Raw genomic sequence first — 11,875 nt, forward strand, 5'->3', positions numbered from 1 at the left:
GGTGTTGGGCATTAGCCAGCGTAACGGCTTGCACGCGAGATCTAGACCCCTTCGTGCAAACACACTCAAGCAGCCGTTGCAGCAAGCCAAGCCACTTTTTTGGTTCTCGCACAAGGAAGAAAAAAGCGACACGTCCTTCGACGTGTCGCTTTTTTATTTGGGCGGCCAATGCGCGAAGCAAGTCCCCGAGATTCGTTACCGCGTAAGTGCATGACCGCCGAAGCGGCGCGCGAGCCGCTTCAGAAACCCCAGAACATCAGCCACCATGCGCTGTCGATGACGGCAAGCGCGACAGCGAACCACGCGAATGCCGCAAGCCGGCGCGGCAAGGCCGCATAACGCCCCGTCACTTTCCATGCGAGCCACGCACTCCATGCGTTGGCGCCGACCAGGATCGCGATGCGTACATCGGTTGCCCAACCGAGCGGCACATGCTCGGCACGAAGCAGCGACAGCGTCGTGGCCGACAAGCCAAGAAACACGCCCGCGCCCGCGATAGGGATCAAAGCCTGCGCGAGATGATGGAGCCGCACGCGCTCGAAGCGGCCGAGCATCAGCGTGGCGCCGGCCAACAGCACCAGCAGCGCCGTGCCGTACACGAGCCCCGTGCCGACGATGTAGCTGACGACCAGCCCGCCGTCGAGCCAGGAGAAGACGTCGTTGCGATCCGGATAATGCGTGAGCAGGAACCACGGTGCATTGGTTTCGAGCGGCCACGTGATGTCATGGTCGATCAGCCAGCCCGCGAGCCATTGCTTGATCTGCACGAACCATGGGCTGACGGTCCAGTGGAACGCACCGATCGCGACGCCGAGCAGGCCGTACAGGATCAGCGCGGTGTCCCACGGGTTCGCCTTTTGCGCGCCGAGGTTCACGACTTCGTCGGACGGCGAGCGCGACGACAACGAGATTGCATCCCGGTGCCCGCTGCAGCGACCGCACATATGGCAGTCCGCCGCGCCCTGCATGTTGCGCAACGGCACGAGCGGTGCGCAGTTGATCGGAATCACGCGATGGCCATGCTCGCCGTTCTTGTACGAACGACGCCATGCCTCCTCGTCGACCTTGTAGCGCATCGGCGCAAGCCGCGCGAGCAGCCCGAACACGCCGTTGACCGGGCACAGGTACTTGCACCACACGCGCTTCTCGCGGCCGTACAGCACGCCGATCACGATCGCGCCGACGGTCGAGCCGCCGAGCACGAACAGCACCGCGAGCGGGTACTGGTACACGCTCACCATCTGCCCGTAGATCGTCGTGAGTCCGAACGCGACGAACGGCCAGCCACCCCACCGTATCCAGCGCGGAATCGGACCGCCCCGGCCAAACTTGCTCGCGAATTCGGTGAGCGCGCCCTCCGGACACAGCACGCCGCACCAGACACGGCCGAGCATCACCATCGACAGCAGCACGAACGGCCACCAGATGCCCCAGAACGTGAATTGCGCGATCAGCGTGAGGTTGCTCCACAGGTGCGCGGAGTCGTCCGGCAGCGGCAACACCGCCGGCACGATGATCAGGAACGCATAGATGGCGACGACGGCCCACTGGATGCCGCGGATCAGCGCGCCGTGGCGCTGCATCCACTGGCCCGCCTGCGCGAGCCAGCCCGGCTTGGCTGCGGCGGCAACGCTCATGCCGCGCGACCCGCAGCGACGGCCGGGCGACGGCTCGCACGCTTCATCAGCAACCAGACCACCGCCCAGTACACCGCGTACGCAACCAGGTTGGTCAGTGCCGGGTGCGCGCGATAACCGGTCAGCGTCGCGACGAGCGAGCCGAACGTGCCCGAATCATCGAGGATCGCGGACGTGTCCCACACCTGCGAAATGCCGAGCGGCAGGATTTCCTTGTCGATCAGCTTGTCGACGCCGGTCTGGAACAGGCCTGCGCCGAGGAACAGCAGCATCACTTCGGTGACGCGGAAGAAATGCCGCCACGAGAAGTACTTGCCGCCGAGCTGCAGCAGATAGAACGTGAAGAACGCAAGGCCGAGGCCGATCACGACCGCGAGCATCTGGCTGCCGTCGACGTGGCCCGACTGGCCGAAACCGAGACCGTACAGGAAGATCACCGTCTCGCTGCCCTCGCGCGCGATCGCAAGCGCGACCAGCACCGCGACGCCCCACCAGTTCGAATCGCGCGTGCTCTGCTGAAGCGATTGCTCCATGTCGCGCTTCAGCGTGCGGCCGTGCCGGCGCATCCACAGCACCATCTGCACGATCAGCACGCATGCGATCAGCACCATCGCAGTCTGGAAGTAGTCCTGCGCGTCACCGGACAGCACTTCGGTGAAACCGACCAGCGCGGCGCCGAGGCCCACGGCCATCAGCAAGCCGACACCGACGCCGGCCCACAGGAAAGGCAGGCCGCGGCGCGCGTCGTCGTCGCCGTTTTTCAGCCATGCATAGAGAATGCCGACGACGAGCAGCGCTTCGACGCTCTCCCGCCAGACGATGAACAAGATCTGACCCATCGATACCTCCTGACGCGCAGAACATCGGGCAGGTGAGCCTGCGCGCAGATAAAACGTGTTACTTCGCGACGATCACGCCCTGCGCCTGCTGGTGGAAATCGTCGAAAAACTTGTATTCGCCCGGCGACAGCGGCGCGACGACCACGAACGAATCGGCACCCGGCGCAAGCACCTTCTCCTTGCGCAGCTGGACGCTCTCGAATTCGGCTGCGCCCTTGCCGGTGTTCTTGATCTCGATCTTGAAACGCTGGCCGGCCGGCACTTCGATGCGGGCGGGATTCAGCTTGCCGTCCGCCATTTCGAGCTTGAACGTCGGCAGATCGGCAGCGTACGCTGCGCCGGCAAGCCACAACGCAGCGGCTGCGGCAACGATTTTCTGGGGAATTTTCATTCTGGGTTCTCTACGCCGACGGCGCGCCGAAGCGCGCCGTCCGTGATGCTACCAATCAGTAACCGCCCTTCTTGCCGATACCGGCGAACGGGAAGTCGTATTCGAGGGTAATGGGCTTGAACCATGCGCCCACGCCCGTTTCCTTGTCGATGTGACGACCGAACGCCATGTGGCCCGTCTGCATCGGCGGCTTGACGACCATCGTCAGGTGATACTTGCCCGGGCCGTTCAGCTTCACGTTGTCGCCGTAGTGCGGACCATCGCTCGCGACCATGCCCATCAGGTCGCCTTCGGCCTTCCACTTCGTGTCACCCTGCTTCGTCAGCTTGTACGTGACCTGCAGGTACGGCATCCAGTCGCCTTCCGCGAAACCCGTCGGGTTGTTCTTGACCGCATGGATGTCGGCCTCGAGGTGGATGTCGGAATCCGACGCCTTGCGCATCATCCCTTCCGGGTCCATCGTGATCGGCTGCAGGTACACCGCGCCGATTTCCATGCCGCCCTGGATCTGCTGCTTGCCGATCGGATATTCGGCTGCCGAGGCCGACATCGCGGCAAGCGCCGCTGCTACCGCAACCGTCGTGCGGATGAACGAAGAACCCAACATGGACACTCCTTGTTATTTGATCTGGAACCATGCGAACCGACCGTCAGGCCTGCCCGCCGAAAACACTAACGCGACGAATAACGTTAATGCGAACAATTCTCAATAATTGCGAAGTTTAGCACCGAACCTGTTCCGGAACAAACGACGAGCCATGTAAACCCCTGATCCGACAAGGCTTACAGGCTCGTTACCGCAAGGTTTCTGTGACGCTTGGAAAGATTTACCGGCCGCCGCTGACGTGATCGCCGACGTTCGCGCCGAACACGCGCTCACGCAACAGCGCAAGCTGGTCGCGGGTCGCGGCAGCCTTCTCGAACTCGAGGTTCTTCGCGTAGTCGGCCATCTGCTTCTCGAGGCGCTTGATTTCCTTGGCGAGCTGCTTTTCCGACATGTCCTCGAATTTCGCACGCTGCTGGGCTTCCTTCAGCTCGGCGCGTGCCTCGTCCGCGTTGTAGACGCCGTCGATGATGTCCTTGATGCGCTTCACGACACCGCGCGGCGTGATGCCCATCTGCTCGTTGTAGGCAATCTGCTTCGCGCGGCGCCGCTCGGTCTCGCCGATCGCGCGCTTCATCGACTCGGTCATGTTGTCCGCGTAGAGGATCGCCTTGCCGTTCACGTTCCGCGCGGCCCGGCCAATCGTCTGGATCAGCGAGCGTTCCGCGCGCAGGAAGCCTTCCTTGTCCGCGTCGAGGATCGCGACCAGCGACACCTCGGGAATGTCGAGCCCTTCGCGCAGCAGGTTGATCCCGACCAGCACGTCGAACGTGCCGAGCCGCAGGTCACGGATGATTTCGACACGCTCGACCGTGTCGATGTCGCTGTGCAGGTAACGCACCTTGACCCCGTGGTCGGCCAGGAACTCGGTGAGCTGTTCGGCCATGCGCTTCGTCAGCACGGTGATCAGCACGCGCTCCTCGGCTTTCACGCGCGCATTGATCTCGGCGAGCACGTCGTCGACCTGCGAGCTCGCCGGCCGCACTTCGATTTCCGGATCGACGAGCCCCGTCGGCCGCACGACCTGTTCGGCGATCTGCCCGGTCACGCGCTTCTCGTAGTCGGCCGGCGTGGCCGACACGAACACGACCTGGCGCATCTTGCGCTCGAACTCGGGAAACTTGAGCGGCCGGTTGTCCAGCGCCGACGGCAGCCGGAAGCCATAGTTGACGAGGTTTTCCTTGCGTGCGCGGTCGCCGTTGTACATGCCGTTCAGCTGGCCGATCAGCACGTGCGATTCGTCGAGCAGCATCAGCGCGTCGGGCGGCAGGTAGTCGACGAGCGTCGGCGGCGGATCGCCGGGCTCCGCCCCCGAGAAATGCCGCGAGTAGTTCTCGATGCCCTTGCAGAAGCCGAGTTCCTGCAGCATCTCGAGATCGAAACGCGTGCGCTGTTCGAGGCGCTGCGCCTCGACGAGCTTGCCGTCGCTGTGAAAGAACTCGAGCCGCTCGCGCAGTTCGTCCTTGATCGTCTCGACCGCGCGCATCACGGTATCGCGCGGCGTCACGTAGTGCGACGACGGATACACGGTGAAGCGTGGAATCTTCTGCCGCACGCGGCCGGTCAGCGGGTCGAACAGCTGCAGCGTCTCGACCTCGTCGTCGAACAGCTCGACGCGCACGGCCAGCTCGGCGTGCTCGGCCGGGAAGATGTCGATCGTGTCGCCGCGCACGCGGAACGTGCCGCGCTGGAAATCCTGCTCGTTGCGCGTGTACTGCATCGCGATCAGCCGCGCGATCACGTCGCGCTGGCCGAGCTTGTCGCCGGCGCGCAGCGTCAGGATCATCTGGTGGTATTCGGACGGATTGCCGATACCGTAGATCGCCGACACCGTCGCGACGATCACGACGTCGCGGCGCTCCATCAGGCTCTTCGTCGCCGACAGCCGCATCTGCTCGATGTGCTCGTTGATCGACGAGTCCTTCTCGATGAACAGGTCGCGCTGCGGCACGTAGGCTTCAGGCTGGTAATAGTCGTAGTAAGAGACGAAATACTCGACCGCGTTGCGCGGGAAGAACTCCCGGAATTCCGAGTAGAGTTGCGCGGCAAGCGTCTTGTTCGGCGCGAACACGATCGCCGGGCGGCCGAGCCGCGCGATCGTGTTCGCCATCGTGAAGGTCTTGCCCGAGCCCGTCACGCCGAGCAGCGTCTGGAACGACAGGCCGTCCTCGACCCCTTCGACGAGCGTGTCGATCGCGGTCGGCTGGTCGCCTGCGGGCGGATACGGTTGGTACAGCTGGAACGGCGACCCTTCGAAGGTCACGAATTTCGATTCGTCGAGCGCGTCGCCGGTTTCGGCATGATGTTCGGACATGGAATGCGGCCGGAGCGAGGGCAAAAGAGTCATTCTAGCGCTTCGCGGCCGGGCGAACTGCTGTCGGCTCCTGACGCGCGACGGCTGCCGGGAATCGCGGTTCCCGGCCGAATTTCGCCGCCGAAACGCCGCCCCCGCCAGCGCGAATTCGCTACAATGTCAGGCTGCTGCGCTTTCCGGCGTCGTGCCTGCCTGCGCGCGGTCCCCCGCGCCCGCCCCGCCCGTTGAAAGCCTGACCCTCTTTTCACTACTGCCGAATCATCATGTCGCTCTTCTCTGCTGTCCAGCTTGCTCCCCGCGACCCGATCCTGGGCCTGAACGAAGCCTTCAACGCCGATGCGCGTCCGACCAAGGTCAACCTCGGCGTCGGTGTGTACACGAACGAAGAAGGCAAGATCCCGCTGCTGCGCGCGGTTCGCGAAGCAGAGAAGGTGCGCGTTGAAGCGGGCCTGCCGCGCGGCTACCTGCCGATCGACGGCATCGCCGCCTACGATGCGGCCGTGCAGAAGCTGCTGCTCGGCAACGATTCGCCGCTGATCGCAGCGGGCCGCGTGGTCACGGCCCAGGCACTGGGCGGCACGGGCGCGCTGAAGATCGGCGCCGATTTCCTGCGCACCGTGAACCCGAACGTGAAGGTCGCGATCAGCGATCCGAGCTGGGAAAACCACCGCGCGCTGTTCGAAGCGGCCGGCTTCGAAGTCGTTGCGTACCCGTATTACGACGCGGCCACCAACGGCGTGAACTTCGAAGGCATGCTGTCGGCGCTGAACGGTTACGAAGCCGGCACGGTCGTCGTGCTGCACGCGTGCTGCCACAACCCGACCGGCGTGGACCTGACCGAAGCGCAATGGCAACAGGTCGTCGACGTCGTGAAGGCACGCAACCTCGTGCCGTTCCTCGACATGGCCTACCAGGGCTTCGGCGAGAACATCGAGGCCGACGCTGCCGCCGTGCGCCTGTTTGCCGCGGCCGACCTGAACGCATTCGTGTCGTCGTCGTTCTCGAAGTCGTTCTCGCTGTACGGCGAACGCGTCGGCGCCCTGTCGATCATCACGTCGAGCAAGGAAGAAGCGACGCGCGTGCTGTCGCAACTGAAGCGCGTGATCCGCACGAACTACTCGAACCCGCCGACCCATGGCGGCGCCGTGGTCGCAGCGGTGCTCGCATCGCCGGAACTGTACGCTTCGTGGGTGCAGGAACTCGGTGAAATGCGCGACCGCATCCGCGCGATGCGCAACGGTCTCGTCGAGCGCCTGAAGGCAAGCGGCGTCGATCGCGACTTCAGCTTCATCAACGCGCAGCGCGGGATGTTCTCGTATTCGGGCCTGACCTCGGCGCAAGTCGATCGCCTGCGCGACGAGTTCGGCATCTACGCGGTCGGCACGGGCCGGATCTGCGTCGCCGCGCTGAACACGCGCAACCTCGACGCGGTTGCCAATGCCGTTGCAGCGGTTCTGAAGTAAGTCGGCGCCAACGGACGGCAGCCATCACCGGCCCCGTCCTGCCGAAACGAAAAACGCGCTCCCCGGAGCGCGTTTTTTTGTGCGATTCTCCGGACTTGCCGGGGAATCGTCGCCCGGGCAGCACGTGTCGCGACCGCCCGTGCCGGAAGCCTTTACTGCATGAACCAGCCGTGGCTGACGACAACTGACTGGCCCGTGAGCGCGGCGCTCGGGAACGCCGACAGGAACAGCACCGTCTGCGCGACGTCCTGCACCGTCGTGAACACGCCGTCGACCGTATTGCCGAGCATCACCTTCTTCACCACTTCTTCTTCGCTGATCCCGAGCTCCTTCGCCTGCTCCGGAATCTGCTTGTCGACCAGCGGCGTGCGCACGAAGCCCGGACACACGACGTGCGAGCGCACGTTGTGCTTCGCGCCTTCCTTCGCCAGCACACGGGCCAGGCCGAGCAGGCCGTGCTTGGCCGTCACGTACGCCGATTTCAGCGGCGACGCTTCGTGCGAGTGCACCGAACCCATGTAGATCACGACACCGCCGCGATCGTCCTTGTACATGTGCTTGAGCGCGGCCTTGGTCGTCAGGAATGCACCGTCGACGTGGATCGCCTGCATCTTCTTCCAGTCGGAGAACGAGTAGTTCTCGATCGGGTTGACGATCTGGATGCCCGCGTTCGACACGAGGATGTCGACCGAGCCGAACGTTTCGGCCACCTTGTCGATACCGCTGTTCACGGCTTCCTCGTTCGTCACGTCCATCGCGACGCCGATCGCCTTGCCGCCCGCCTTGACGATCTCGTCGGCAACGGCGTTCGCGCCGTCCTGGTTCAGGTCGGCGATCGCGACGGCCGCGCCCGCTTTCGCGAGCTCGAGTGCGATTTCCTTGCCGATGCCGCTCGCGGCGCCCGTGACGACTGCGGTCTTGCCATTCAGATCTGCTGCCATGTCCGTCTCCTCCCGTTTTCGGATCGAAAAAGTACGTGCCCGTCACCTCGGCGTTCATCGCATGATCGACGCGGCGGGCCAGCCGCCATTGTGCACGATCGGCCCCGCCGTTCGCGCGCAAAACGTCTAAGCTTAAGGTCGGTTCTGTCACGCAGGAGATTCGCATGCACTATCGACGGCTAGGCCGCTCCGGCCTGCAGATCAGCGAGCTTTCGCTCGGCTCGTGGGTGACGTACGGCAACCAGGTCGACCAGCGAGTCGCGCGCGAATGCCTTGCCGCGGCACGCGACGCGGGCGTCAATTTCTTCGACAACGCCGAGGTGTACGCCGGCGGCAAATCCGAGGAAATCATGGGTCATGCGCTCAAGTCCCTCGATTGGCCGCGTGTCAGCTATATCGTGTCCACCAAGTTCTTCTGGGGGCTCGCCGAAGCGCCGAACCAGTATCACACGCTGAACCGGAAATACCTGCTGAACGCCATCGACGGCTCACTGCGCCGGCTTCAGCTCGACTACGTCGATCTCGTCTATTGCCACCGCCCCGATCCGAACACGCCGATCGAGGAAACCGTCTGGGCAATGAGCGACATGATCGTGCGCGGCAAGGCGCTGTACTGGGGCACGTCGGAATGGAGCGCCGACGAGATCCGTGCTGCCTGCGAGATCGCCGAACGGCATCACCTGCACAAGCCGGTTGTCGAGCAGCCGCAGTACAACCTGTTCCACCGCACGCGGGTCGAAAAGGAATATGCACGGCTCTACGACGACTACGGTCTCGGCCTCACGACCTGGAGCCCGCTGGCATCGGGCCTGCTCACCGGCAAGTACCGTAACGGCGTACCGCCCGGCAGCCGCGCGCAGTTACAGGGGTACGACTGGATGCGCGACCGCCTGACCGACCAGGCCGCCAACGACATCGTCGAACGGCTCGGCGAAATTGCGACGGAGCTCGGCTGCAGCACCGGCCAGCTCGCGATCGCGTGGGTGCTCGCGAATCCTCACGTGAGCTCGGTCATCACGGGCGCGTCGCGAGTCGAACAGATCAGCGACAACATGCGCGCGCTCGACGTTGCCGCGAAGCTGACACCGAATGTGAAACAACGCATCGAAGAGGTGGTCGGCGATGCGTACGAATGAGGCAATGCACGGCCACTCGCGTACAATACGCGGCCCGCATCGGCGCCCGGCCTGACGGCCGCGCCCGATCGACCGCTTTCATCGATTCACCTTTCGTTTCAGGCAGCCCGCCATGCTCAGTTATCGTCACGGTTTTCACGCAGGCAACCACGCGGACGTGCTCAAGCACGCCGTCGTCGTCCAGCTGCTGCGCTACCTGAACAAGAAAGACAAGTCGTACTGGTACATCGACACGCATGCAGGTGCCGGCGTGTACTCGCTGCGCGACGGTTACGCGGCAAAGACGTCGGAATTCGACACCGGCATCGGCCGGCTGTGGAACGAAAAGAACCTGCCGGAAGCGCTGGGCGACTATGTGGATGAAGTCCGCGCGCTGAACGACGACGGCGAACTGCGCTTCTACCCGGGGTCCCCATACATCGCATGGCGATCGATGCGCGAGCAGGACCGGATGCGGCTGTTCGAAATGCACACGACGGAAATCGACGTGCTGCGCCACAATTTCCGCGATGCGGGGCGACGCGCGATGATCTTTGCCGGAGACGGCTTCGAAGGCATCAAGGCACTGCTGCCGCCGCCGCCGCGACGCGCACTCGTGCTGATCGACCCGTCCTACGAGGACAAGAAGGATTACGCGCGCACGGTGACTTGCGTGACGGAGTGTCTGAAGCGTTTCGCGACGGGCTGCTATGCCGTCTGGTACCCGCAGGTGACCCGAACGGAATCGCAGCGCTTTCCCGAGCAGTTGAAGCGCCTGCAACCGAACAACTGGCTGCACCTGACACTGACGGTGTCGAATCCGCCCACTGACGGGCTGGGTCTCTACGGCAGCGGGATGTTCATCCTGAATCCGCCGTACACCCTCGCCCAGAGCATGAACGAGGCACTGCCCTATCTGGTCGAGATGCTGGGACAGGATAGCGGCGCCCGCTGCCAGATCGAGCACCGCGGAAACTGATCACGCGACTGCGCGTTACGGCTGCGGTCTGGGCGCAAGCCTTGGCTGGTTGGCCGGCTGCCCACCCCACGCGGGTACATTGATATACGGCGCGACGAACAGCGGAACCGACGTGTTCGGCGCCTGCCCGGCCGGAACTCGCATGCCTGCCGGCTCGACGATCGGCTCAGGAGACAACGGCGCCGTCTGCAGCACCAACCCGCCCTTGCCGTCCTGGATGCCGCGTTGCGTATCGAGAATCAGCGGTTTGGACGATGTCGCGGCAGCGGCCGCGAGTCCGTGAACAAGCGCCACCGCGCCGAAAACGAGACGCGCGCGGGTACTGCGACGCACATCGAGACGCAAACGCATGATCGTGTCCTTCGGGATGAAAAGCAGGCCCATACCATAGCGCTGCACTGATGATTGCGCCAGATCCGGCGCACAAAAAAACAAAGCCCCGTCAATACGGGGCTTGCTTATCGTTCGGTGCCACGTGGCACCTGACGGTGACTCCGATTACAGCGAGTAGCCGTTGGTTTCGAGCGAGCGGATACGGCTTTCGAGCTGGACGATGTCCGACGACGTGGCGAGGTAAGCCTCACGGCGTTCACGTTCTGCGGATTCGAACCAGTTGCTCAGCTTTTCAACGATGTAGGCGATCATGACGTTCTCCAAGGAAGGGGGACCCCTGGTGAATCGAGATTCAGGGATTTCCCGTATAGGGTTATCCCGAATTATAGCGATGCCGCACCAAGATGCTAGTGAAATACTTGCATGGAAGCCATTCCTGTTTGGAATGGCCGAACGTCAATTTCACGTAACATATTGATTTTTATGGAAATCGATTCGAGGCCCGTCTTGAGCCTCGAGTACGCGCACTAATTTGGTTCACTGACGGGGTCGGATAGACGCGCCAAAATCGGGCATTCTGGACGCCCATCACCATGACAGTGCGCAGCAAGATCGGCCAGCGTGTCGCGCATGTCGCTCAGTTCCGCGATGCGCTTGTCGAGTTCGGCCACGTGCTCGAGCGCGATCGACTTCACTTCTGAGCTCGCGCGGGAACGATCTTGCCAGAGCGTTAGCAGCTTGCGGATGTCCTCGACGAGAAAGCCTAGGCGTCGCGCCTGACGGATGAAGCGCAGGATATGAATTTCGTCCGCGCCGTAGATCCGGTAGCCGGCGTCGGTACGTTTGCTCGGCGCAAGCAGGCCAACCTGTTCGTAGTACCGGATCATTTTTGCGCTGACTCCGGATTCGCGCGACGCGTCGCCGATATTCATTCCCGCCCTCTCCATCAAGCCCTGGTTTCGAACATGAACGTCGACGAGTGCAATCGCCGGCGCCGCTTCGATCGTATCAAATCGCGTGGTTTCGTTTCGGGGCAGGGTTTGACTGCAGGATTGCAGCTGAGTGATCGGGCCGGCGCGCCAGGTAGAGGGGATGAATAACGTGCCCTTTCTCCAAACGCAGATATATTTTCGTCGCCGAAATGCAAAAACCCCCGCCTTTCGGGCGGGGGTTCTTGGCTTAGGGAGCCTGACGATTACCTACTTTCACACGGGAATCCGCACTATCATCGGCGTAGAGTCGTTTCACGGTCCTGTTCG

12 protein-coding genes are annotated in these 11,875 nt (G+C 63.3%); 3 read left to right on the forward strand and 9 right to left on the reverse strand.

What is annotated here, in order from left to right:
- Window positions 1-239 precede the first annotated feature (239 nt).
- The 5 genes from ACTJLD_RS40345 to uvrB all read right to left on the reverse strand — a co-directional run bounded on the left by ACTJLD_RS40345 (window position 240) and on the right by uvrB (window position 5,785).
- The gene (locus ACTJLD_RS40345; RefSeq protein ID WP_119338366.1) at window positions 240-1,637 is read right to left on the reverse strand and encodes a 4Fe-4S binding protein; all 1,398 of its coding nucleotides are present in this window, start codon (window positions 1,635-1,637) and stop codon (window positions 240-242) included.
- On the reverse strand, window positions 1,634-2,476 hold the full coding sequence (locus tag ACTJLD_RS40350; protein WP_021163415.1) for an FTR1 family iron permease: 843 nt from the start codon (window positions 2,474-2,476) through the stop codon (window positions 1,634-1,636). The genes ACTJLD_RS40345 and ACTJLD_RS40350 overlap by 4 nt, the downstream gene beginning before the upstream one ends.
- 58 nt (window positions 2,477-2,534) lie before the next feature.
- Window positions 2,535-2,867 carry a cupredoxin domain-containing protein gene (locus ACTJLD_RS40355; RefSeq protein WP_047898577.1) on the reverse strand — a complete coding sequence of 111 codons (333 nt, stop codon included), beginning with the start codon at window positions 2,865-2,867 and terminating at the stop codon, window positions 2,535-2,537.
- 55 nt (window positions 2,868-2,922) lie between these two features.
- Complete coding sequence (locus tag ACTJLD_RS40360) at window positions 2,923-3,474, reverse strand: iron transporter (RefSeq protein WP_021163417.1); 552 nt, start codon at window positions 3,472-3,474, stop codon at window positions 2,923-2,925.
- A gap of 220 nt (window positions 3,475-3,694) precedes the next feature.
- Window positions 3,695-5,785 carry an excinuclease ABC subunit UvrB gene (uvrB, locus tag ACTJLD_RS40365; protein WP_027786890.1) on the reverse strand — a complete coding sequence of 697 codons (2,091 nt, stop codon included), beginning with the start codon at window positions 5,783-5,785 and terminating at the stop codon, window positions 3,695-3,697.
- Between the two features lie 263 nt (window positions 5,786-6,048).
- On the opposite strand from uvrB, the gene ACTJLD_RS40370 reads away from it, so the two are divergent.
- Window positions 6,049-7,248 (forward strand): amino acid aminotransferase, encoded by a 1,200-nt coding sequence (locus tag ACTJLD_RS40370; RefSeq protein WP_027786889.1) that lies wholly within the window; start codon window positions 6,049-6,051, stop codon window positions 7,246-7,248.
- Between the two features lie 152 nt (window positions 7,249-7,400).
- On the opposite strand, the gene ACTJLD_RS40375 is transcribed toward ACTJLD_RS40370, so the two are convergent.
- Window positions 7,401-8,189, reverse strand: a complete 789-nt coding sequence (locus ACTJLD_RS40375; protein ID WP_048026652.1) for a 3-hydroxybutyrate dehydrogenase — start codon at window positions 8,187-8,189, stop codon at window positions 7,401-7,403.
- Between the two features lie 164 nt (window positions 8,190-8,353).
- Between ACTJLD_RS40375 and ACTJLD_RS40380 the strand changes: the two genes are divergently transcribed.
- Complete coding sequence (locus ACTJLD_RS40380; RefSeq protein WP_440661648.1) at window positions 8,354-9,325, forward strand: potassium channel beta subunit family protein; 972 nt, start codon at window positions 8,354-8,356, stop codon at window positions 9,323-9,325.
- Window positions 9,326-9,437: 112 nt separating this feature from the next.
- On the forward strand, window positions 9,438-10,283 hold the full coding sequence (locus ACTJLD_RS40385) for a 23S rRNA (adenine(2030)-N(6))-methyltransferase RlmJ (protein ID WP_021164367.1): 846 nt from the start codon (window positions 9,438-9,440) through the stop codon (window positions 10,281-10,283).
- A 15-nt stretch (window positions 10,284-10,298) separates the two neighbouring features.
- Here ACTJLD_RS40385 and ACTJLD_RS40390 read toward each other — a convergent pair whose 3' ends face one another.
- From ACTJLD_RS40390 to cueR, 3 genes are all read right to left on the reverse strand, one after another.
- A complete protein-coding gene (locus ACTJLD_RS40390; RefSeq protein WP_185734178.1) occupies window positions 10,299-10,667 on the reverse strand; it encodes a hypothetical protein in 369 nt (122 codons plus the stop codon).
- Window positions 10,668-10,781: 114 nt separating this feature from the next.
- Window positions 10,782-10,928, reverse strand: a complete 147-nt coding sequence (locus tag ACTJLD_RS40395) for a DUF3563 family protein (RefSeq protein ID WP_006478295.1) — start codon at window positions 10,926-10,928, stop codon at window positions 10,782-10,784.
- A 215-nt stretch (window positions 10,929-11,143) separates the two neighbouring features.
- Complete coding sequence (gene cueR / locus ACTJLD_RS40400; protein ID WP_027786885.1) at window positions 11,144-11,548, reverse strand: Cu(I)-responsive transcriptional regulator; 405 nt, start codon at window positions 11,546-11,548, stop codon at window positions 11,144-11,146.
- Window positions 11,549-11,875: the final 327 nt, after the last annotated feature.

The sequence above is a fragment of the Burkholderia sp. 22088 genome (assembly GCF_052045915.1).
Taxonomy (GTDB): domain Bacteria; phylum Pseudomonadota; class Gammaproteobacteria; order Burkholderiales; family Burkholderiaceae; genus Burkholderia; species Burkholderia cepacia.

Bases quoted from the DNA above. Each gene is read 5' to 3' on its own strand.
- ACTJLD_RS40355 (WP_047898577.1), bottom strand. From the start codon at position 2,867: ATGAAAATTCCCCAGAAAATCGTTGCCGCAGCCGCTGCGTTGTGGCTT.
- ACTJLD_RS40380 (WP_440661648.1), top strand. From the start codon at position 8,354: ATGCACTATCGACGGCTAGGCCGCTCCGGCCTGCAGATCAGCGAGCTT.
- ACTJLD_RS40350 (WP_021163415.1), bottom strand. From the start codon at position 2,476: ATGGGTCAGATCTTGTTCATCGTCTGGCGGGAGAGCGTCGAAGCGCTG.
- uvrB (WP_027786890.1), bottom strand. From the start codon at position 5,785: ATGTCCGAACATCATGCCGAAACCGGCGACGCGCTCGACGAATCGAAA.
- ACTJLD_RS40375 (WP_048026652.1), bottom strand. From the start codon at position 8,189: ATGGCAGCAGATCTGAATGGCAAGACCGCAGTCGTCACGGGCGCCGCG.
- ACTJLD_RS40390 (WP_185734178.1), bottom strand. From the start codon at position 10,667: ATGGGCCTGCTTTTCATCCCGAAGGACACGATCATGCGTTTGCGTCTC.
- ACTJLD_RS40370 (WP_027786889.1), top strand. From the start codon at position 6,049: ATGTCGCTCTTCTCTGCTGTCCAGCTTGCTCCCCGCGACCCGATCCTG.
- cueR (WP_027786885.1), bottom strand. From the start codon at position 11,548: ATGAATATCGGCGACGCGTCGCGCGAATCCGGAGTCAGCGCAAAAATG.
- ACTJLD_RS40360 (WP_021163417.1), bottom strand. From the start codon at position 3,474: ATGTTGGGTTCTTCGTTCATCCGCACGACGGTTGCGGTAGCAGCGGCG.
- ACTJLD_RS40345 (WP_119338366.1), bottom strand. From the start codon at position 1,637: ATGAGCGTTGCCGCCGCAGCCAAGCCGGGCTGGCTCGCGCAGGCGGGC.
- ACTJLD_RS40395 (WP_006478295.1), bottom strand. From the start codon at position 10,928: ATGATCGCCTACATCGTTGAAAAGCTGAGCAACTGGTTCGAATCCGCA.
- ACTJLD_RS40385 (WP_021164367.1), top strand. From the start codon at position 9,438: ATGCTCAGTTATCGTCACGGTTTTCACGCAGGCAACCACGCGGACGTG.